Here is a 20,751-nt window from a genome sequence, read left to right on the forward strand (position 1 = left end):
CGCCCGCGGCCCCCCCGTCGTTTTTCCTGCGGGCCCCCTACTCCAACCGCCCCCCCCCCCCCCCCCCTTCTCATACCCAGGCCGGTTTACGGCTCGAACTTGTAACCGAGCCCCCGCACCGTGACCAGGTACCGCGGCGCGCCCGGGTCCGGCTCGATCTTGGCGCGCAGGCGCTTGACGTGGACGTCGAGGGTCTTGGTGTCGCCCACGTAGTCCGCGCCCCAGACGCGGTCGATCAGCTGCATCCGGGTCAGGACACGCCCGGCGTTGCGCAGCAGCATCTCCAGGAGGTCGAACTCCTTCAGCGGCAGGTCGACCTTGCCGCCGGCGACGGTGACGACGTGCCGGTCGACGTCCATGCGGACCGGGCCGGCCTCCAGCGCGGCGGGGGTGACCTCCTCGGGCTCGCCCCGGCGGCGCAGCACCGCGCGGATGCGGGCGACGAGCTCGCGGGAGGAGAAGGGCTTGGTGACGTAGTCGTCGGCTCCTATTTCCAGGCCGACGACCTTGTCGATCTCGCTGTCCTTGGCGGTCACCATGATCACGGGCACATTGGAGCGTCCCCGCAGCTGCCGGCAGACCTCCGTGCCGGGCAGGCCCGGCAGCATCAGGTCGAGCAGGACCAGGTCGGCGCCGTTGCGCTCGAACTCGTCCAGCCCGTCGGGCCCGGTGGCCGCGACCGCGACCTCGAAGCCTTCCTTGCGGAGCATGTAGGACAACGCGTCGCTGAAGGATTCTTCGTCCTCGACGACGAGCACTCGGGTCACGAGGCGGCCTCCGGTCGGTTCTCTGAGAAGTGCGGAGAGGGGGGAGAGAGGGAGAGGGGGAGAGTGCCGGGGATCACGGCCGGACCCCCGGCAGGGGGAGGTGCTCGCCGGCGTAGGTAGCGCCGGCGGGCTCGTCTGGGGTGTCGCCGGAGCCCGGGACCGGCTCGGGTCCGATCTCCTGGCCGATGCGCGGGGACTTGCCGCCCCGCTCGCGGTCACGGGCCGCGCCCGCCTCGGGCAGCCGCAGCGTGAACGTGGACCCCTGGCCCTCGGCGCTCCAGACGGTGACCTCGCCACCGTGCGAGGCGGCCACGTGCTTGACGATGGACAGGCCGAGGCCCGTGCCACCGGTGGCGCGGGAGCGGGCGGGGTCGACGCGGTAGAAGCGCTCGAAGACGCGCTCGCGGTCCTTCTCGGAGATGCCGATGCCCTGGTCGGTGACGGCGATCTCGATCAGGTCGCCGCCGGGGGCGGCGACGCGGCGGGCGGCGATGCCGACGCGCGTGCGGGCGGGGCTGTAGTTGACCGCGTTCTCCACGAGGTTGCCGAGGGCGGCGGCGAGCTGGCCGCGGTTGCCCCAGACGTGGAGCTCGGCGGTGCCTCCGGTGGCCATGGTGATCTGCTTGCTGGCGGCGCTCTGGCCGCAGCGGTCCACGGCCTCGGCGACGAGCTCGCTCACCCGGACGGGCTCGGAGTCCTCCAGCGGGTCGTCGTACTGCACCCGGGAGAGGTCGATGAGCTCCTGGACCAGGCTGGTCAGCCGGGTGGCCTCTATCTGCATCCGGCCGGCGAAGCGGGTGACCGCCTCGGGGTCGTCGGAGGCGTCCATGACGGCCTCGGAGAGCAGGGAGAGCGCGCCGACGGGCGTCTTGAGCTCATGGCTGACGTTGGCGACGAAGTCGCGGCGGACGGCCTCGATGCGGCGGGCCTCGGTGAGGTCCTCGACGAGCAGCAGCACGAGCCGGGAGCCGAGCGGCGCGACTCTGGCCGACACGGCGAGCGCTTCGCCGCGCCCGGTGCCGCGCCGGGGGAGGTCGAGCTCGACCTGGCGTATCTCGCCGTCCCGGCGGGTGTCGCGGGCCATCTGGAGCATGGGCTCGACGGCGAGCTTCCCGCCGCGCACCAGCCCGAGGGCGTAGGCGGCGGAGCTGGCCTTGACCACGGCGTCGGCCTCGTCGAGGACGACGGCGGAGGAGCGCAGTACGGAGAGGACGGTGTCGACGCCGGGCGGCAGCACGGCGTCGGTGTGGAGGGAGCTACGGGTGGGACGAGCCTGGTCGCGCTCGCTCCAGCGGAACGCCAGCATGGCGATCACACCGGTGCACACTCCGGCGATCGCCGCCGCTGCGGCGACGGCCGCGTCCAGGTTCATGAGTCAAGGTTATGCGGGTGTGCCGACACAGCCACAGCCAAATGGGGGGCACCTCGAACACCCGTTGCCAAGAGTTCACCTTCAGGCCAGTGCCGGTTCACTCCGGCGGCCGCCTGCCGTCTACGTTCCGGCCGGAACGTAGAGGTCACGGCCGGGATGACGGTCGGCGGGAAGCCGCCGGCCCGGCCCCGGCGCTGCCAAGGTGAGAGAAGGACAGGACATGCGGGACGCGTACCACGAGGAGCTGGATTCGATCGGCGAGGGCCTGGTCGAGATGGCCCGGCTGGTCGGCTCCGCGATCGGGCGCGCCACCACGGCGATCCTGGACGCGGACCTCAAGCTGGCGGAGTCGGTGATCGCGGCGGACGCCAGGGTCGACGACCTCCAGCGGGACCTTGAGGCCCGGGCGATCGCCCTGCTGGCGCGGCAGCAGCCGGTCGCCACGGACCTGCGGATCGTCGTCACCTCGCTGCGCATGAGCGCGGACCTGGAGCGTTCCGGCGACCTCGCCCAGCACGTGGCCAAGCTGGCCCGGCTGCGCTTCCCGGAGACGGCGGTCCCGCGCGATCTCCACTCCACGGTCCTGGAGATGGGCCAGCTCGCCCAGCGGCTGGTGGCCAAGGCGGCCGAGGTGATCATCACCAAGGACGTGGACCTGGCGCTCCAGCTGGAGCAGGACGACGACGCCATGGACATGCTCCACCGCACGCTCTTCCAGCACCTGATGGACGACCGCTGGCGGCACGGCATCGAGACGGCCGTCGACGTGACCCTCCTGGGCCGCTACTACGAGCGCTTCGCCGACCACGCGGTGTCGGTGGCCAAGCGCGTGGTCTACCTGGTGACCGGCGAGCACGCGGACGAGATCGCCCAGGCCGGCGGTGCCCCGGGCGCGGTCGAAGCGGACTGACGCCCCCGGAAGCGGGCCCGCTCCCCCGTACGCCCTGGCGCCCCCACCGTGCGCCTGTACGCCCCCACCCGCCCCGTACATACGTACGCGATGGGCATTGACGCTCGCTGCGGGCGGTCCTTGACTGGGTGGAGGCAGACACCCCTTCGAGGGAGGAGACCGAATGAGCGGCTGTCAGTGTGGTCCCGGGTGCTCGTGCGGCTGCCAGAACGGCGGCTCGTGCCAGTGCGGCGGAAGCTGCTCCTGACGAGTCCACGCACGTCACTCACGCATAGAGAAGGGCCCCTGCCCCGGCAGCCATCGGCTGCGGGGGCAGGGGCCCTGTCCCGTTCCGCTTCGTTACTTCTTCTTGCCCTGATTCTTCACGGCCTCGATGGCAGCCTTCGCGGCCTCCGGGTCGAGGTACGTGCCGCCGGGGACGACCGGGCGGAAGTCGGCGTCGAGCTCGTAGGCGAGCGGGATGCCGGTCGGGATGTTCAGGCCCGCGATGTCGGCGTCGGAGATGCCGTCGAGGTGCTTGACCAGCGCGCGCAGCGAGTTGCCGTGCGCGGCGACCAGGACGGTGCGGCCGGCCATCAGGTCCGGGACGATGCCGTCGTACCAGTACGGCAGCATGCGCTCGACGACGTCCTTGAGGCACTCGGTGCGCGGGCGCAGCTCGCTCGGGATCGAGGCGTAGCGCGGGTCGTCGCTCTGCGAGAACTCGCTGCCGTCCTCGAGCGCCGGCGGCGGGGTGTCGTAGGAGCGGCGCCAGAGCATGAACTGCTCCTCGCCGAACTCGGCGAGGGTCTGGGCCTTGTCCTTGCCCTGGAGGGCGCCGTAGTGGCGCTCGTTCAGCCGCCAGGAGCGGTGGACCGGGATCCAGTGGCGGTCGGCGGACTCCAGCGCGAGCTGCGCGGTGCGGATCGCGCGCTTCTGGAGGGACGTGTGGACCACGTCCGGGAGCAGGCCGGCGTCCTTGAGGAGCTCACCGCCCCGGACAGCCTCCTTCTCGCCCTTCTCGTTGAGGTTGACGTCCACCCAGCCGGTGAACAGGTTCTTCGCGTTCCATTCGCTCTCGCCGTGGCGGAGGAGGATCAGCTTGTACGGTGCGTCGGCCATGCCCTTGAGCGTAATCGACCGTGCGAGCGCCCCGCGCCCGGGACGATTGACGCCGATCGTCAATTGGATGGCGTGGACACGATCAAATACGTAAGGTGCGGAGAGCTTAGTACCACTTACTTTCGGGGGGCGCGGAATGTCGGTCGCGAGTATCGGGCGGGCCGCGAAGCAGAGCGTCTCGGGGCTGCCCCGGGCGTTCTGGTGGCTGTGGACGTCGACCCTGATCAACCGGATGGGCGCCTTCGTCGCCACGTTCCTGGCGCTCTATCTGACCGTCGACCGGGGCTACTCCGCCTCCTACGCCGGTCTCGTCGCCGCGCTCCACGGGCTCGGCCAGGTCGTCTCCTCCCTCGGCGCCGGTGTGATGACCGACCGGCTCGGCCGCCGCCCCACGCTGCTGATCGCCCAGGTGTCGACCGCCGCCACCGTGGCGCTGCTCGGCTTCGTCGAGCAGCCCGCCGCCATCGCGGCTGTCGCCTTCCTGGTGGGCGTGACCAGCAACGCCTCCCGCCCGGCCGTCCAGGCGATGATGGCCGACATCGTCGCCCCCGAGGACCGCGTCCGCGCGTTCGCGCTCAACTACTGGGCCATCAACCTGGGCTTCGCGTTCTCCTCGCTCGCGGCCGGTGTCATCGCCCAGTACAGCTATCTGATCGGCTTCCTCGGCGAGGCCGTGCTGACTCTCATCTGCGCGGTCCTGGTCTTCCTCAAGCTCCCCGAGACCCGGCCCGCGCCGTCCGCACCCGGGGCGGCGGCCGGTGAGCCGCCGGTCGGGCTGGGGACGGTGCTGCGCGACCGTCGCTTCATGGGCGTCGTCGGGCTGTCCTTCCTGATGGCCCTGATCTTTATGCAGCACTCGGTGAGCCTGCCGGTGGCCATGGGCAAGGACGGCTTCTCCAGCAGCGACTACGGCATGGCCATCGCCGTCAACGGCGTCCTGATCGTCGCCCTCCAGATCCCCGTGACCCGCTTCATCGAGCACCGCGACCCCCAGCGACTGCTCGTGATCTCCGCCCTGCTGGCCGGGTACGGCTTCGGGCTCACCGCCTTCGCGGGCTCGCTGGGCGTGTACGCGCTGACCATCTGCGTCTGGACGCTGGCGGAGATCGTCAACTCCCCCACCCAGATGGGGCTCGTGGTGCGGCTCTCCCCCGCGCAGGGGCGGGGGCGCTACCAGGGCGTCTACACCCTCTCGTGGTCCCTCGCGGCACTGGTCGCCCCGCTGACGGGCGGGTTCGTGATCGACGAGTTCGGGTCGGCGGTGCTGTGGGCGGGGTGCGCGGTCGTGGGTACGGTCGCGGCCGCCGGGTACTGGTGGCTGATGCGGGGGCTCCCGGCGGAGGGCGCGACCGACGCGGTCGGCGCGGCCGCTCGGCCGCAGGCCGAGACGGCGGCCACGGCCTCGGCCTGATCGTCCCTACGGTGCTTCGTCGCGCGTCAGGCGCGTGAACGCGTCGAGGTTGCGGGTCGACTCACCGCGCGCCGTGCGCCACGCGTATTCCTTGCGGATCGCGCTGGCGAAGCCCATCTCCAGCAGCGTGTTGAAGCTGCCGTCCGCGTGCTCCAGGACCTGCCCCAGGATGCGGTCGACCTCGTCGGGCGTCACGGCCGCCAGCGGCAGCCGTCCGACGAGGTAGACGTCCCCGAGCCGGTCGACGGCGTAGGCGAGCCCGTAGAGCTTGGTGTTGCGCTCCAGGAGCCAGCGGTGCACGGCGGCGTGGTTCTCGTCGGGGCACCGTACGACGAAGGCGTTGACGGACAGCGAGTGGTTGCCGACGACCAGGGAGACGGTCGTCGACAGCTTGCGCGTGCCGGGGAGCTTGACGACGTACGTGCCGTCGGAGCCGGCCGGGCTCTCCCATTCGAGCTCCGCCTCGCGGAGCGCGTGCTCGATGGTGGTCTTCGCGTCGGACATGTGCCGAGCGTAGGCGACGGCGGCGGTACGGCGAGGGGCGGGCGTGCCGGGGCCCTCGCCGGGCGGGCCCGGTTCGGGGGGTGGGCCGCTCCCCCGGACCGTCCGATTCCGTCGGCGAGAACCACCACCGCAGCAGCGCGGCGAGGAAGAGAACCGCTGCCACGAGGACGGTGGAGCCGACGGCGACGGGCGCGCCGCTCACGGCCCCGCCTCGGGCGGCCGCGCGCCGACGGCGTCGTGGAGCTCGAACCAGACCCGTTTGCCGATGACGTGGTGCCCCGCGCCCCACGTCCACGTCACGCCGGACGCGGCGCCGAGCCTGCGCAGCAGGGTGAGCCGGGGGTGGTCGTCCGGCCGTCTGCCGTACTCGACCGGCGTCCCCTGCGGGTTGTCCGTGCCCACGGCGACCACGACACGCGGCCGGATCAGCGTGATCTCCACCGCGAGGGGGCCGAGCAGGCGCGGGATCATGTACGTCACGGCATCGGACACGCACACACGCGCGTCCTCGATCAGGACGGCGGGCACGGTCGTCGTCAGCAGGACCGCCCGTACGACGTCCCGCGCGACCCGCGCCGACGCGGGGATCGCGGGTGCGATGAATCTGTAGGAGTCGGCGGTGGCGTAGGCGGCGTCGGGGCTTCTGAGCGTGGCTGTACGCATGGGGTTTGCTCCCGGTGGTCAGGCCGCACACCTCACGCTCGCCCGTGGCTCGGCCACCCCCCGGAGTGCCCCAACGGGCATGCAGGCGGCTGCACTTCGGCTCTTCCCGGCGTGCGGTGTGGTTTCGGCCTCGACCATAGGGATGCCGGGTGAACCCTTGCAACCCATTCAGGGAAACCCATGCACCGGGTGGACCCGCTGGAAGATCGCGCGCGAGACTGTGCCCAGACAGCGGGAAGGGAGCGGTATGCCACCGAGAGCGGCGCCAACTGCGCGACAGCAGAGGCTGGGTGCCGAATTGCGCAAGATGCGCGAGCAGGCGGGCTTGAGCGCCGGCGATGCGGGGCGCCTCATCGGCGCGGACCGCACTCGCATCAGCAACATCGAAGCCGGTCGGCTCGGCGTGAGTTCTGAACGGATCCGCACGTTCGCCACGGTTTACCAATGCCCGGACAGCGGCTACGTCGACGCCCTGGTCGGCATGGCGGAGGACCGTCACAAGGGTTGGTGGGAGCAGTTCAGGGGAATCCTGACTACCACCGTGCTCGACCTTGCCGAGATGGAACACCACGCCACCAGCTTGACGGTTATGCAATTCGCGTACATTCCCGGGCTGTTGCAAACCGAAGAGTACTCACTGAGCCTGTTCCGCAACGCGGTTCCACCACTGAACCCGATAGAGGTGGACCGCCGGGTATCGCACCGGATGAACCGGAAGTGCATCATTCGGCGCACCCCGGCCACACCCTGCACGTTCGTGATCCACGAAGCGGCGCTGAGGATGATCCACCCCGGCAGGGAAGGGCAGCAGCGGCAGCTGGACAGGCTGGCCGAGGTCAGCACCTACGAGGGCGTCACCCTTCGCGTGATCCCCTTCGCACACGGTTCGTTCCCCGGCGCCAACAGCTCCTGCACCTATGCGACAGGGCCGGTGCCACGGCTGGACACGATCCAGATCGACACCGCGCACGGCTCACTGTTCCTCGACACCGAGTCGCATCTTGAGAACTACCGCAGCATCTTGAAGCACGCCCAGAAAACGTCCCTCTCCCCGAAGGATTCGAGGGACTTCATCCGCAGCATCGCGAAACAACTCTGAAGGCAAGGCATGGAGATGTCGGAAACCATATGGCAGAAGTCCTCCTTCTCCGGGGACAGAGATGAATGCGTGGAGCTCGGAGCCCTCTCCGAGGTGGTCGCGATCCGCGAGAGCGACAACCCCGCAGCGATCATCGGGACTACGCGAGGCGCGCTGCGCGCGTTCATCCTCGGCGTCAAGTCCGGTGAGCCAAGTCGCCCGATCTAGCGAGGCCCACCACTCGAAGGCCTCCCATCCGTGCAGGTGGGGGGCTTTCGGCATATGCCGGTGCACACGTTCTCCGGTGCACGCTTGCATCCGCGCTCGGTGCGGCACTAACTTCCCGTCGCATCACCGCTCCGCGCGGCGCAACTCACCGCGCCCGGAGGACGGTTCGACGCAAGGGGGACACCCATGGCCGTGTACGCGCACATCACCGACTCCGCCGGACGACTGCTGCTCCTGATGTGCGGCATAACCCGCGAGTGGGTGCTGCCCGGCGGGGACGCCATCCCGTACGAGTCCGAGGCGGACGCCACCGCCTATCACGTCCGCCGGATTCTCCACATCTCACTCGCCCCGGGCGAGAAACGCGCTGTCGCGCAGGGCGACGTCCTCTTCGACTGCGGTTCCGTCAGCCCGCATCAGCTGTCCCGCATCGAGCTTCCCGAAAGGCCCCCGGGGCGGTCCCGTCCCGAATTCCTCGCCCACCGCTTCGTATTGCCGTCGGCGCTGCCCGAACCGATGCGGGCCGGGCACCGGCGGCTGCTCTACGAACAAGGGATCGACCGACCGCACCCCACCATGACAGGATGACGGCATTCCGGTTAGCTCGTGCCGAGAGGGGAGCAACATGGACAAGGTGTCCTGGGTCATGGAGAACGCCGTCGTCACGGTGTCCCTGCCGCCGTCGGACGCGGAGTGGGCCGCCGAGGGCACCCGTGGGATCCACCATGTACCGGCCACCCATGAGGGCCGGGGCCCCGAGCCGCTGCCGGTCCCCGAGGCCGAGGGCATGAGCCCCATCCAGCTCGGCGCCATGGGGTCGGGCCTCTAGCGACCCGCCGGAGCCCGGCCGCGGGCACCCTCAGACGTGCGCCCCGCGCAGCCGACGCCGCCGTTCCGCGATCGCGGCGGTGTAAACCTCCGCCGTCGCGGCGGCCGCCGCGCCCCAGCCGAAGGAGCGGGCGTGGTCGGCGGCGGCCGCGCCCATGGTGCCGGCCAGGGCCGGGTCGTCGGCGAAGCGGGCGAGCGCGGTGGCGTAGTCGGCCGGGTCGTGGCCGTCGACGAGGAAGCCGCTGACCCCCTCGCGCACGGCCACGGGCAGGCCGCCGACGGCCGCCGCCACGACCGGGGTGGCGCAGGCCTGGGCCTCGATGGCGACGAGGCCGAAGGACTCGCTGTACGAGGGCATGACCAGCACCGACGCGGCCCGGTACCAGTCGGCGAGGCGGTCCTGGCCGACGGGCGGGCGGAAGCGGACGACATCGGCGATGCCCAGACGGGCCGCCAGCTTCTGGAGGCCCTCGGGCTTGGCGAGGCCGCTGCCGCTGGGGCCGCCGACCACGGGGACGACGATGCGCGAGCGGAGCTCGGGACGCCGGTCCAGCAGCACCGCGACAGCGCGCAGCAGCACGTCCGGGGCCTTGAGGGGCTGGATGCGTCCGGCGAAGAGCGATATCAGGGCGTCGGCGGGCAGGTCCAGCCGCTCACGGGCGGCGGCCCGGCCCCCCGCCGGCCGGAAGCGGTCGAGGTTGACGCCGGGGTGGACGACGGCGACCTTCTCCGGGTCGGCGTCGTAGTGGTGGACGAGTTCGTCGGCCTCGCCGCGGGTGTTGGCGATGAGCCGGTCGGCGGCGCGGACGATCTGGGTCTCACCGATGACGCGGGCCGCGGGCTCGGGGGTGTCGCCGACGGCGAGCGCGGCGTTCTTGACCTTGGCCATGGTGTGCATGGCGTGGACGAGCGGCACGCCCCACCGCTCGGCGGCGAGCCAGCCGACGTGGCCGGAGAGCCAGTAGTGGGAGTGGACCAGGTCGTAATAACCGGGCCGGTGCCCCGCCCAGGCGCGCATCACTCCGTGGGTGAAGGCGCACAGCTGCGCGGGCAGCTCCTCCTTGGCCAGGCCCTCGTACGGGCCCGCGTCGATGTGCCGCACCAGCACGCCGGGGGCCAGCTCCACGGTGGGCGGGAGGGCGGCGGTGGTGGCGCGGGTGAAGATCTCCACCTCGATGTCGATCTCCGCGAGGCGCTTGGCGAGCTCGACGATGTAGACGTTCATGCCGCCCGCGTCGCCCGTGCCGGGCTGGTGGAGCGGGGAGGTGTGCACGCTGAGCATCGCCACGCGGCGCGGGCGCCGGGGGGTGCCGAGGCGCCGGAGCTGGGGCTTGGGGAAGTGGCCGAGCGTACGGCCACGGCGAGCGCCGAGCCGGGATGCGTACTGGCTCACCGTCTGTCCTCCGTCCGCCCACTGAGGGACCGTCCCTGGGGCGTCCATCGCCTGTCCGACGGTGCAACACCGGACCGACCGGCTCCCATTTCCCCTTTACCAAACAGTGACGCAAAGCCCTGGTCAAATCGCTATGGGCGGCCGCGCGTGAGGGCGATTCCGGCTGCCAGCTGGGCCGCCGCCGTCGCCAGGAGCAGCGCCATGGGGGCCGTCCAGCCGCCGGTGGCGTCGTGCAGCAGGCCCACGGCGAGGGGGCCGGACGCGGCCAGCAGATAGCCGAGGGACTGGGAGAGCGTGGACAGCGCCGTGGTCTGCGCGGGGCCGCTGCCGCTCTGCGCGATCACGGTGAGGACCAGCGGGAACGAGCACAGCCCCAGCCCCACCAGCACCGCCCACACCAGGGGCATCGTCATGGGCGCCACGAGCAGCCCGGTGAAGCCCGCGAGCATCGCCGCAGAGACGACCGCGAACGCCCCGCGCAGCCCCGCCGGGCCCTTGGCCAGGGCCAGGACCGCGAAGGACACGGGTATGCCCACGGCCTGGGCGACCGCCAGCACGACGCCCGCCGCGCCCCCGGACATGCCGTGGCCGGACAGCAGCGAGGGCAGCCAGCCGGTGATGGCGTAGGCATTGAGCGCCTGGAGGCCGAAATAGGCGGTGACCAGCGCACCGAGGCGGGTGCGGGCCATGGCCCAGGGGGAGATCCGCTCCCCCTGGACCGACGGCATGGTGACGCCCGGCGTCCGTATGCCCGTCCGGGCGCCCCACACGACCGTCGCGGCCAGCGCGGGCAGCGCCCAGACGGCGAGGCCCAGCGACGGTGAGCCCACGGCCACGGCCACGGGGACGGCCACGGCGGAGGCGAGCGTGGCCCCCAGGGCGAGGGTGGTGGTGTAGAGGCCGGTGAGCAGGCCGACGCGCCCGGGGAAGTAGGTGCGGACGAGCGTGGGCAGCAGGACGTTGCACAGCGCGAGCCCGGACATCCCGAGCACGGTGCCGGCCAGCAGCGCCCACGTGGCCGGTACGGCCCGTACCGCCAGCCCGGCGGTCAGCGCGCCGACGGCCGCGAGGACCGCGCGCTCCGCGCCGAGCCGGCGGGCCAGCGCGCCCGTACCGGCGCCCGCGGCGGCGAAGCAGAGCGACGGCAGCGTGGGCAGCAGCGCCGCGACGAGGGGCGAGAAGCCGAGGTCCGCGCGGAGGGCGTCCAGGAGGGCGGCGGCGCTGCTCATGCCCAGGCGGAGGTTGAGGGCGATGAGAAGCACGGCGACGGCGGTGAGGAGGCCGGCGCGGGTGCGGGCCGAAGCCACGGCGGAGGTGGGGGTGGCAGTGTTCTGAGCCATGGACTTAAACGTAAGACGTCTGACGTTTGATGTCCAACGTGCGACGTGTGATGTGTTCTCCGGCCAGCCGGTACCGTGGCCGCATGACCGCCGACCCCGCCGACCCCGCCCTCGAACCGGTGCGCCGCCCGGCGCTCTCCGACGAGGTCATCGAACGGATCCGGGCCCGCATCGCCTCCGGCGACTGGCCCGTCGGCAGCCGCATCCCGCCCGAGCCCGAGCTGATGCGCCGGCTCCAGGTCGCGCGCGGCACCGTCCGCGAGGCCGTGCGCGCGCTCGCCCACACCGGGCTGCTGGAGGTGCGGCGCGGCGACGGCACCTACGTCAAGGCCAAGAGCGAGCTGTCCGGCGCGGTGACCCGGCTCTACGGCGGCAGCGACCTCGGCCAGCTCCTGGAGGTACGCGAGGGCCTGGACGCGCAGGCCGCCCGCCTCGCCGCCGCCCGCGCCGACGACACCGCGCTCGACGCGCTCGCCGACGCGCTGCGGCGCCGCACCGCCGCGTGGGAGGCCCGCGACTTCGACACGTGGATCGCCGCCGACTGGGACTTCCACGCCGGCGTCGCCGACGCCTCCGGCAACGCGCTGCTCGCCGAGCTCTACCGCAACCTCGCCGGACCGCTGCGGGCGGCCATGGCCGAGGCCTGGTCCACGTCCGGCTTCCAGGGCGCGGACCCCGTCGGCCACGAGACCCTGCTGGCCGCGCTGCGCGACCGCGACCCCGCCGAGGCGGGTCGGCAGGCCGCCGCGAACGTCTCCGACACGCGGGCGTGGGACGAGGGCTCCGGACGTGACTAGGACCGTTCGCCCCATCGGCTCGGCCACCCGCGGCACCACCAACCCCAACCGGCTGCGCCGCATGGACCGCTGGATCGCCGCCACCCACGCGGCCGCGCTACGACGCTCCGCCGACCCCGTGGCCGTCGACCTCGGCTACGGCGCCGCGCCGTGGACGGCCGTGGAGCTGCTGGGCCGGCTGCGCACGGTGCGGGCGGACGCGGAGGTCGTGGGCATCGAGATCGACCCTGCGCGGGTCGCGGGCGCGAAGCCGTACGAACGGGACGGGCTCGCCTTCGTCCACGGCGGCTTCGAGGTCCCCCTGCCCGGGGACGCCGGGCGGCGCGCCCTGCTGATCCGCGCCGCGAATGTGCTGCGGCAGTACGACGAGGGCGAGGTCACCGCCGTCTGGGAACGACTGTGCGGGCGCCTCGCGCCGGACGGGCTGCTCGTCGAGGGCACGTGCGACGAGATCGGGCGCCGGCATGTGTGGGTGGCGCTGGGGCCGGAGGGGCCGCGCACTCTCACGTTCGCGGCGCGGCTGGGGTCGCTGGGCGCGCCATCGGATCTGGCGGAGCGGTTGCCGAAGGCGCTGATCCACCGGAATGTTCCGGGGGAGGCGGTGCATGCGTTTTTGCGGGACTTCGATCGGGCGTGGGCCGCGTTCGCGCCGTACGGCGCTCTGAGCGCCCGCCAGCGCTGGATGCGCTGCGCCGACGCCCTCCGGGCGGACTGGCCGGTGGTGGACGGCCCGGCACGCTGGCGTCAGGGCGAACTCACCGTCCGGTGGGACGCGCTGGCGCCGGGTGGGTGAGGGTCAGGGGCAAAGGCCCAGCGCGGCGCACAGCGCATCCACCAGCGGACGGTCCCGTTCCTGCGTCAGCCGGTCCCGCGCGGCATCCGGCGGCAGCCACACCAACTGGTCCACCTCCCGATTCGGCTCGAAGAACCCACCCGTCATCTCCGCCGACCAGTAACGGACCTCCTTGGGCCGCCCGTCCACGGCATACCGGGCCGTGGGCAGCCGCGCCCCCACCGCGCAGTGCATGCCCGTCTCCTCCAGGACCTCCCGGAGGGCTCCCAGCAGTGGGTCCTCCCCCCGCTTGAGCTTGCCTTTCGGGAAGGACCAATCGCTGTATTTCGGCCGGTGGACGAGCGCCAGCTCGATCCCCCCGGAGCCAGGGGCCCGGCGCCACAGCACGCACCCCGCCGCCCGCACCACAGCCCCGCCGCCGGCCATCAGATCCGCTGCCAGATCCGGCCGAACAGGAAGCGCGCCGCCTCCACCTCGTGCCGCTGGTCGGCGTGGAGGACGCCCAGGGCGTACGCCGTCGCCGGGGCGATGCGCGGGGTGCGGGCGGCCGAGGCCGCCGCGGCGGCGGCCTCGGCGGCGTCGCGGTGGCGGTCCAGGGCCTGGCCCGCGCCGAGCAGCCGCACCGACAGGGACGGTTCCGCTTCCGACTGCCGTTGCTCGTCCAGGACCTCCTGGGCGTAGCGCCGCAGCCGGACCAGGCGGCGCACCTGGTGCCAGGGCGCGTCCTGGCGGGTCTCGGCGGCCGGGGCGTCGGCGGTGGGCGTGGCGGCCAGCCCGCAGGTGAGGGCCTCGGCGTTGTACGGCAGGCCGGACGCCGACAGGGGCAGCGCGTCGACCGCCTCGGTGAGCCGTCGCTGGATCTGTTCGGCCAGGCGGGTCAGGGCGTCGCCGGCGAGCACCTCGTGCGCGGCGGGGTCCAGCGGCACCTCGGAGGCCAGGACGGCGACCGAGTCCGCGACGCCGTGGAAGCGCGCCGAGCCCAGTGCCTGGAGGGCCGCCGAGTGGGCGCGGGTGCGGGCCAGGGTCAGCTGGCGGTCCAGCAGCGCCCCGGCGCGCGCGGCGCCCACGGTCGGGGTGCCGTCCGTGCCGGACAGGCGGTGCAGCGCGCCGCGCAGCCGGGCCAGCCGGGCGGTGTGGGCGTGTTCGCGACCCAGGACGTCCGAGAGCCACACCAGTTCGGTGCGGAGCTGATCCGTCCAGGCGACGTCCGTGAGCGGCCGGTAGACGTGGAGCGTGCCGGCGACGCGGCGCGCGGAGCGCCGCAGCAGCCGGACCGCCTCGCCCGCGTCCTCGGCGTCGGAGCGGCTCTCGCCGTGCAGCCGCAGGCTGCGCAGGAATTCGGTGGCCTGGGTGTGGAGGTAGCCGGAGAGGACGTCCCCGGCGGTCGGCGCCTCCAGGCCGTGATGGCCGAGGGGGCCGTGGGGGCCAAGGGGACCGTGGGGGGCGCCGCCGTCGAGCGCGGCCTGCCCTCCGGAACGTTCCGTCGTCGTCACTTCATACTCCACGGGCACGGACACGGGCACGGGTGCCGGCGCGGTGAGCGTAACCGGCGGGTCATGAGGTCGCTGAGCCACGCCGGCGCCTCCGGGCGTCGATGAGCATCTCCTGCACGTTGCGCAGCGGCCGGCCGTCGGCGTCGGTGGCGTGCCGGGTCCAGTTGCCGTCCGGGCCCAGGTGCCAGGAGGACGTGCGGTCGGAGACGCCGAGCTCCAGCAGCCGGCTGAGGGAGGCCCGGTGGCCGGGGTCGGTGACCCGGACGAGGGCCTCGATGCGGCGGTCGAGGTTGCGGTGCATCATGTCGGCGCTGCCGAGCCACACTTCGGGCTCGCCACCGTTCCCGAAGGTGAAGACCCGGGAGTGTTCCAGGAACCGTCCGAGGATGCTGCGCACCCGGATGTGCTCCGAGAGGCCCACCACGCCCGGCCGCAGCGCGCAGATGCCGCGCACCCAGATGTCCACCGGCACCCCGGCGCGCGAGGCGCGGTACAGGGCGTCGATGACGGCTTCGTCCACCATCGAGTTGACCTTGATGCGGATGTACGCGGGCCGTCCGGCGCGGTGGTGGACGACCTCCTTGCCGATCCGGGAGATCAGGCCGTCGCGCAGGGACCTGGGGGCGACGAGCAGCCGCCGGTAGGTCTCGCGCCGGGAGTAGCCGGAGAGGCGGTTGAAGAGGTCGGAGAGGTCGGCGCCGACCTGCGGGTCGGCGGTGAGCAGTCCGAAGTCCTCGTAGAGCCGGGCCGTCTTGGGGTGGTAGTTGCCGGTGCCCACGTGCGCGTACCGGCGCAGCGTGTCGCCTTCCTGACGGACCACCAGCGACAGCTTGCAGTGGGTCTTCAGCCCCACCAGCCCGTAGACGACGTGGCAGCCGGCCTCCTCCAGCTTCCGGGCCCACTTGATGTTGGCCTGCTCGTCGAAGCGCGCCTTGATCTCGACGAGGACGAGGACCTGTTTGCCGGACTCGGCGGCGTCTATGAGCGCGTCGACGATCGGCGAGTCGCCGGAGGTCCGGTAGAGGGTCTGCTTGATGGCCAGGACGTCCGGGTCGGCGGCGGCCTGCTCCAGGAACGCCTGGACGGAGGTGGAGAAGGAGTCGTAGGGGTGGTGCAGCAGGACGTCGCGCTCCCGCAGCGCCGCGAAGATGTCGGGCGCGGAGGCGGACTCCACCTCGGCGAGGTCACGGTGGGTGCCCGCGACGAACTTGGGGTACTTGTGCTCGGGCAGGTCCAGGGAGCCGATGGCGAAGAGCGCGGTGAGGTCCAGCGGGCCGGGCAGCGGATAGACCTCGGCGTCGCTGATCTTCAGCTCGCGGACGAGCAGGTCGAGCACGTACGGGTCGATGGTCTCCTCGACCTCCAGCCGTACGGGCGGGCCGAAGCGGCGCCGCATGAGCTCCTTCTCCAGGGCCTGGAGGAGGTTCTCCGCGTCGTCCTCCTCGACCTCCAGGTCCTCGTTGCGCGTCACCCGGAACATGTGGTGCGCGAGCACGTCCATGCCGGGGAAGAGCTCTTCGAGGTGGGCCGCTATGACGTCCTCCAGCGGGACGTACCGCCGCGGGGAGACCTCCAGGAAGCGCGGCAGCAGCGGCGGCACCTTCACGCGCGCGAAGTGGTCGTGGCCGCTCACGGGGTTGCGGACGACCACGGCGAGGTTGAGCGAGAGCCCCGAGATGTACGGGAAGGGGTGCGCGGGGTCGACGGCGAGCGGGGTGAGCACGGGGAAGATCTGCTGCCGGAAAAGGGTGAAGAGCCTGCCCTGTTCCTTCTCGGTCAGCTCGTTCCAGCGGATCAGGTGGATGCCCTGCTCGGCCAGCTCGGGGGCGACGTCCTGCTGGTAGCAGGCGGCGTGCCGGGCCATGAGCTCGCGGGAGCGGGTCCAGATCAGCTCCAGGACCTCGCGGGGCTGGAGCCCTGAGGCGGAGCGGGTGGCGACGCCGGTGGCGATGCGGCGCTTGAGGCCGGCGACGCGGACCATGAAGAACTCGTCGAGATTGCTGGCGAAGATCGCCAGGAAATTGGCGCGTTCGAGCAGGGGTGTGGCCGGATCCTCCGCCAGCTCCAGCACCCGTTCGTTGAAGGCGAGCCAGCTGCGCTCCCGGTCCAGGAAGCGGCCGTCGGGCAGCGGCTCGGCGTCCACGTGGCCGTCGCCCTCGTCGAGATCCTTGATCTCGTACGTGTCGAGATCGGGCCCGATCCGGGGCACGCCCGCGACCACGGCGGCCTTCGGGCGGTGGGCGGCGATGAAACCCACCGATTCGGTGGAGTCGGTGCTGTCGTGTGCCTGTGCGCTGGACGACTGGCTCATGTCTTCATTGTTCCGCGCCGGGGGCCGCACAGGCGCGTCGGAAGACGACGCGGGGGCGGCGCGGAGCCGTCGTTCGGAGGCGCGGGGCGCGGCGGGCTGCATTCGCCAAGGCTCGCAACCGAGGTTTAATCACGGGTAACGTCCACATGGCGTTAAGGAAATGCGGCCGCTTCCAGCGCGGGACGAGGCGGGGCGAGGATCCGCCTCCAGCACGGGACGACGCGGGACGGAGATCCGCCCCGCGCCCCCACCCGCATCGGGGATACGTCAGGGATACGTCCGGCGGATCACCCAGAACGCCGCGCCGGCCGCGAGCGCCGCCAGGCCCACCGCCACACCCGCCTCGGCCCACTCCAGCGGCCACAGGTGCGAGCCGGGATGCCAGTCCACGTACCACCCGGCGGCATGGTGCTGGGCGACGCAGTCGTCGGGGCCGACGCCCACCCCGCACCGGGGGTCCGGGATCCGGCCGCCCGTCTTCGTCACCATGCCGTGCTCGACGATCCAGTCCTCGTCGCCCCTGATCAGGCCCGGCGCCGCGGCCGACAGCTGCGTGGCCGGGCCGATCAGGCGCGGCCGCAGGCTCTCCAGCTGCCCCCAGAGCGCCCCGAGGGCGATCAGCGTGGCGCCCATGGCCGGCACCGTCCGCTTGATCAGCAGGCCCACGAGCGCGCCGACCGCGATCGCGAGCAGCGCGTGGGCGACCGGCGCGGGGCCGATCATGTCGAACGACCGGTCCCAGCGCTGCCCGGGAAGCAGCCCGGCGGGGGCGGCGCTCCAGGTCCAGGTGTAGACGGCCGCGAGCGCGGAGACCCCGGCCAGGACGGCCACCACCGGCACGGCGAGCTTCGCGGCCAGCCAGCGCACCGGGGGCACGGACTGTGCCCACACCAGCCGGTGCGTCCCGCTCTCCAGCTCGCGCGCGACCATCGGCCCGGCCACGAACAGGCCGGTGAGCAGCGGCAGGAACTCCAGCAGCTGACCGTTGTAGTGCAGATAGTCGCCGTACGTGGAGCGGAATCGGTCGACCTGCGCGAGGAGGCCGTCGGCGCAATCGCTGCCCCCGGTGCCCGGCCGGCAGGCCGTCCGCAGGCCGGGGTGGGCGTCGAGGTGGCCGGTCATCGCCAGGCGCAGCCACACCAGCTCCGCGACCAGCGCGATCAGCAGGGCCAGGGCGACCCGGGCCGTGGTGCGGTGCCGGCGCAGGACGAGCCAGGCGAGGCCACGGGCCCGGGCGGGCCCGCGCGCCACGGGGGCGGTGGAGGTCATCGTCGCCGTCACGCCGCCGCCTTCAGGCCGGCCGGGCGCGGTTCCGCGCTCGGGGCGACGAGCGCCGGGGCGCCGGGCGCGCGGAGGTGGGCGAGCAGCAGCTCCTCCAGGGAGGGCTCGGCGACCTCCCAGTGGCCGCCGATCGGCCCGTCGGTCCGTACGAGCGCGGTGAGCTGACGGCCCGTCGTACGTGTCTCGACGATCGTGTGGGCGGCGAACTCGCGGGGCGTGCCGGCGTCCTCGTAGCGGCCCATGACGAGCCGGTGGGCGGAGAGCAGGTCCTCGACCTCGCCCGCGAGCCGCACCCGGCCGTCGGCGATCAGCAGCAGGTAGTCGCAGGCGCCTTCCAGTTCGGCGACGATGTGCGAGGCGATGACGACGGTGGTGGCGTGCTCGGCGGCCTGGGCCATCAGGGCGGCCATCATCTCGTGGCGCACGAGCGGGTCGAGGTCGCTCATCGGCTCGTCCAGCAGCAGCAGTTCGGGCCGTTTGGCCAGGGCGAACGCGAGGGCGACGCGACGGCGCTGGCCACCGGAGAGGGAGTCGACGCGGGCCCCGGGCCGCACCCCGCCCCCGGCCCCGCCCTCGTAGACGAGGCGCTCGGCGGCGGCTTGGTCCCAGGAGCCGGGGTTGAGCTCACGGCCCAGGCGCAGGGTGTCGGCGACGGTGAAGTGCGGATAGAGGGGGTTGTCCTGGGCGACGTAGGCGACGCGGGGCCGGACGTCCGCGCCGCCCGGCGCGCCGCCGAGGACGCTCAGCCGGCCGGCGGACGGCTTGCGCAGCCCGGCCGCGAGGGACAGCAGGGTGGACTTGCCGGCGCCGTTGGGGCCCACGAGCGCGCACACGCGCCCGGCGGGCAGCCGGAACGAGCAGTCGCGCAGCGCCCAGCCGCCGCGGTACCTCACGCCCAGGTCCACCGCCTCCAGGGCGGTGCGGTCGGGCAGGAATGTCAGATCGGTCATGCGGTCCCCTCGCTCACGTCGTCTCGGCCCCGCGCGCCTTCCCCGGTCCCGGGTGGTCACTCCGGTGCACCGGGACGGGATCCGCCGGAGGGGGTCCCATCGGAACGGGCTCCGCCTGGCCGGGTCCCGTCGAAACGGGTCTCGTCGAGGACGGACGCGACCAGCGCGGCCACGTCCTCCCGGTCGAGCCCGGCCGCGTGGGCGCGTGCCATCCAGTCGACAAGTTCGGCACGCAACGGCGAATCGGCGGCTGCCCCGGGACGGGCCAGCGACCGCCGGACGAACGTCCCCAGTCCGGGGCGCGCCTCGACCAGGCCCTCGCGATCGAGCTCGCGGTAGGCCTTCAGGACGGTGTTGGGGTTGATGGCGGTGGCCGCGACGACCTCTTTGGCGGTGGGCAGCTTGTCGCCGGGAGCGAGCAGACCGAGCCGCAGGGCCTGTTTCACCTGCTGGACGATCTGCATGTACGTGGCGATCCCACTGCGCCGGTCGATGCGGAACTCGACCACACACATCACCCTTTCACTACTTGACTAGTGAAAGGGTGATGGAATCGTTCGCGCTATGTCAAACGTGAGCTCTCGGTCGTCAGCTCTCGGTCCGGTACATCAGGTCCGTCTCGTGGACGAGGAAGCCGAGCCGCTCGTAGACCCGTACGGCCGGGACGTTGTCGGCGTCCACGTAGAGCATCGCGGTCGGCAGCCCCTTGGCCTCCAGGTGCCGCAGGCCGATCGTGGTGAGCGCCTTGCCGAGGCCGCCGCCCTGGGTGCCGGGACGCACGCCCAGGACGTACACCTCGCCCAGCTCCTCGGCAGCGTGGATCTTCGTCCAGTGGAAGCCGATGAGCTCCCCGCCGCGCTCGGCGAGGAAGAAGCCCTCCGGGTCGAACCAGTCGGCGGCCTTACGGTCGTCGAGGTCGCGCTGGGTGAGCGAGCCCTGCTCGGGGTGGTGGGCGAAGGCCTCGGCGTTCACCGCGAGCCACGCCGCGTCGTCCTCGCCGGGCCGGAAGGCCCGTACGGTCACGCCCTCGGGCAGGACGGGGTCGGGGAGGTCGAGGCCGGCCAGCGGGCGGCGCATCTGCCGCAGCTCGCGGAAGAGGCTCAGCCCGAGCACCTGCGCGAGGTGCCGGGCGGCCGGGTGGCCGCCGTGCGCCCAGACCCGCAGCCGCTTGCCGGACTCGTGCAGCAGGGCGCTGCCGAGCGCCCGCCCGTGGCCACGCCCCCGGGCGTCGGGGTGGACCACGAACTCGCCCGCCGGGGCCTCCACGGGGTCGCTGTCCTCCAGTTGGCCGTATCCGATGAGCTTCTTGTCCATGTCGCTCAGCAGGACGTGCCGTACGCCCGCGCGCCGCCCCTTGAGCTGAAGGCGCCCCTGCTCGGAGACGGCCGGCTGCCCGTCCACGGCGGCCGCAGCGTCGACCAGCCGCAGCACGCCGTCCACCACGCCGGGCGTCAGCTCCTCCAGCACCTCGATCCGGCGCTGCCCGCTCACGTCCACGTCATTCACCACGTCACTCATGGTGCGAGCCTAC

22 protein-coding genes are annotated in these 20,751 nt (G+C 72.6%); 8 read left to right on the top strand and 14 right to left on the bottom strand.

Annotated features, from left to right (window positions below; genetic code table 11):
* Positions 1–86 precede the first annotated feature (86 nt).
* Both AB0E98_RS18195 and AB0E98_RS18200 read right to left on the bottom strand, forming a co-directional pair.
* Positions 87–767, bottom strand: coding sequence for a response regulator transcription factor (locus AB0E98_RS18195; RefSeq protein WP_015035162.1), 681 nt, complete (start codon positions 765–767; stop codon positions 87–89).
* A gap of 73 nt (positions 768–840) precedes the next feature.
* Complete coding sequence (locus tag AB0E98_RS18200; protein WP_361703383.1) at positions 841–2,139, bottom strand: ATP-binding protein; 1,299 nt, start codon at positions 2,137–2,139, stop codon at positions 841–843.
* Positions 2,140–2,359: 220 nt separating this feature from the next.
* Between AB0E98_RS18200 and phoU the strand changes: the two genes are divergently transcribed.
* Positions 2,360–3,049 (top strand): phosphate signaling complex protein PhoU, encoded by a 690-nt coding sequence (gene phoU / locus AB0E98_RS18205; RefSeq protein WP_361703386.1) that lies wholly within the window; start codon positions 2,360–2,362, stop codon positions 3,047–3,049.
* A gap of 339 nt (positions 3,050–3,388) precedes the next feature.
* On the opposite strand, the gene AB0E98_RS18210 is transcribed toward phoU, so the two are convergent.
* Entirely contained in the window at positions 3,389–4,150 is a 762-nt protein-coding gene (locus AB0E98_RS18210; protein ID WP_311613787.1) for a phosphoglyceromutase, read from the bottom strand.
* A gap of 136 nt (positions 4,151–4,286) precedes the next feature.
* Here AB0E98_RS18210 and AB0E98_RS18215 point away from each other — a divergent pair, with 136 nt between their 5' ends.
* Positions 4,287–5,561, top strand: a complete 1,275-nt coding sequence (locus AB0E98_RS18215; RefSeq protein ID WP_361703390.1) for an MFS transporter — start codon at positions 4,287–4,289, stop codon at positions 5,559–5,561.
* Between the two features lie 6 nt (positions 5,562–5,567).
* Here AB0E98_RS18215 and AB0E98_RS18220 read toward each other — a convergent pair whose 3' ends face one another.
* Positions 5,568–6,065, bottom strand: coding sequence for a YbjN domain-containing protein (locus AB0E98_RS18220; RefSeq protein WP_361703392.1), 498 nt, complete (start codon positions 6,063–6,065; stop codon positions 5,568–5,570).
* A gap of 198 nt (positions 6,066–6,263) precedes the next feature.
* Complete coding sequence (locus AB0E98_RS18225; protein WP_361703395.1) at positions 6,264–6,728, bottom strand: hypothetical protein; 465 nt, start codon at positions 6,726–6,728, stop codon at positions 6,264–6,266.
* 247 nt (positions 6,729–6,975) lie between these two features.
* Between AB0E98_RS18225 and AB0E98_RS18230 the strand changes: the two genes are divergently transcribed.
* The 4 genes from AB0E98_RS18230 to AB0E98_RS18245 all read left to right on the top strand — a co-directional run bounded on the left by AB0E98_RS18230 (position 6,976) and on the right by AB0E98_RS18245 (position 8,863).
* Positions 6,976–7,827, top strand: coding sequence for a helix-turn-helix transcriptional regulator (locus AB0E98_RS18230; RefSeq protein ID WP_361703397.1), 852 nt, complete (start codon positions 6,976–6,978; stop codon positions 7,825–7,827).
* Positions 7,828–7,842: 15 nt separating this feature from the next.
* Positions 7,843–8,034, top strand: coding sequence for a DUF397 domain-containing protein (locus AB0E98_RS18235; protein ID WP_361703400.1), 192 nt, complete (start codon positions 7,843–7,845; stop codon positions 8,032–8,034).
* Positions 8,035–8,220: 186 nt separating this feature from the next.
* Positions 8,221–8,622, top strand: a complete 402-nt coding sequence (locus AB0E98_RS18240; protein WP_361703402.1) for a hypothetical protein — start codon at positions 8,221–8,223, stop codon at positions 8,620–8,622.
* A 37-nt stretch (positions 8,623–8,659) separates the two neighbouring features.
* Positions 8,660–8,863, top strand: a complete 204-nt coding sequence (locus AB0E98_RS18245; RefSeq protein WP_361703404.1) for a hypothetical protein — start codon at positions 8,660–8,662, stop codon at positions 8,861–8,863.
* A 30-nt stretch (positions 8,864–8,893) separates the two neighbouring features.
* Here the strand turns inward: AB0E98_RS18245 and mshA are convergent, their stop codons facing one another.
* Both mshA and AB0E98_RS18255 read right to left on the bottom strand, forming a co-directional pair.
* Positions 8,894–10,255 carry a D-inositol-3-phosphate glycosyltransferase gene (gene mshA / locus AB0E98_RS18250; RefSeq protein ID WP_361703406.1) on the bottom strand — a complete coding sequence of 454 codons (1,362 nt, stop codon included), beginning with the start codon at positions 10,253–10,255 and terminating at the stop codon, positions 8,894–8,896.
* Between the two features lie 131 nt (positions 10,256–10,386).
* Entirely contained in the window at positions 10,387–11,595 is a 1,209-nt protein-coding gene (locus AB0E98_RS18255; RefSeq protein ID WP_361703407.1) for an MFS transporter, read from the bottom strand.
* An 83-nt stretch (positions 11,596–11,678) separates the two neighbouring features.
* Here AB0E98_RS18255 and AB0E98_RS18260 point away from each other — a divergent pair, with 83 nt between their 5' ends.
* Together AB0E98_RS18260 and AB0E98_RS18265 are read left to right on the top strand one after the other, a co-directional pair.
* A complete protein-coding gene (locus tag AB0E98_RS18260) occupies positions 11,679–12,392 on the top strand; it encodes an FCD domain-containing protein (protein WP_361703410.1) in 714 nt (237 codons plus the stop codon).
* Complete coding sequence (locus AB0E98_RS18265; RefSeq protein WP_361703413.1) at positions 12,385–13,185, top strand: class I SAM-dependent methyltransferase; 801 nt, start codon at positions 12,385–12,387, stop codon at positions 13,183–13,185. Before AB0E98_RS18260 ends, AB0E98_RS18265 begins: the two co-directional genes overlap by 8 nt.
* A 3-nt stretch (positions 13,186–13,188) precedes the next feature.
* On the opposite strand, the gene AB0E98_RS18270 is transcribed toward AB0E98_RS18265, so the two are convergent.
* From AB0E98_RS18270 to mshD, 7 genes are all read right to left on the bottom strand, one after another.
* Positions 13,189–13,611, bottom strand: coding sequence for an NUDIX hydrolase (locus tag AB0E98_RS18270; RefSeq protein ID WP_361703415.1), 423 nt, complete (start codon positions 13,609–13,611; stop codon positions 13,189–13,191).
* Complete coding sequence (locus AB0E98_RS18275; protein ID WP_361703655.1) at positions 13,611–14,582, bottom strand: CHAD domain-containing protein; 972 nt, start codon at positions 14,580–14,582, stop codon at positions 13,611–13,613. The genes AB0E98_RS18270 and AB0E98_RS18275 overlap by 1 nt, the downstream gene beginning before the upstream one ends.
* Before the next feature lie 157 nt (positions 14,583–14,739).
* The gene (locus AB0E98_RS18280; protein ID WP_361703418.1) at positions 14,740–16,989 is read right to left on the bottom strand and encodes an RNA degradosome polyphosphate kinase; all 2,250 of its coding nucleotides are present in this window, start codon (positions 16,987–16,989) and stop codon (positions 14,740–14,742) included.
* A 267-nt stretch (positions 16,990–17,256) separates the two neighbouring features.
* The gene (locus AB0E98_RS18285; protein ID WP_361703420.1) at positions 17,257–18,270 is read right to left on the bottom strand and encodes a translation initiation factor IF-2; all 1,014 of its coding nucleotides are present in this window, start codon (positions 18,268–18,270) and stop codon (positions 17,257–17,259) included.
* On the bottom strand, positions 18,267–19,220 hold the full coding sequence (locus AB0E98_RS18290; protein ID WP_361703422.1) for an ABC transporter ATP-binding protein: 954 nt from the start codon (positions 19,218–19,220) through the stop codon (positions 18,267–18,269). Before AB0E98_RS18290 ends, AB0E98_RS18285 begins: the two co-directional genes overlap by 4 nt.
* 56 nt (positions 19,221–19,276) lie before the next feature.
* Positions 19,277–19,735, bottom strand: coding sequence for a GntR family transcriptional regulator (locus AB0E98_RS18295; RefSeq protein ID WP_361703424.1), 459 nt, complete (start codon positions 19,733–19,735; stop codon positions 19,277–19,279).
* A gap of 73 nt (positions 19,736–19,808) precedes the next feature.
* Positions 19,809–20,738, bottom strand: coding sequence for a mycothiol synthase (mshD, locus tag AB0E98_RS18300; protein WP_361703425.1), 930 nt, complete (start codon positions 20,736–20,738; stop codon positions 19,809–19,811).
* Positions 20,739–20,751: the final 13 nt, after the last annotated feature.

Origin of the sequence: Streptomyces sp. NPDC037389, from assembly GCF_040636475.1 — a bacterium.
GTDB lineage: Bacteria > Actinomycetota > Actinomycetes > Streptomycetales > Streptomycetaceae > Streptomyces > Streptomyces hesseae.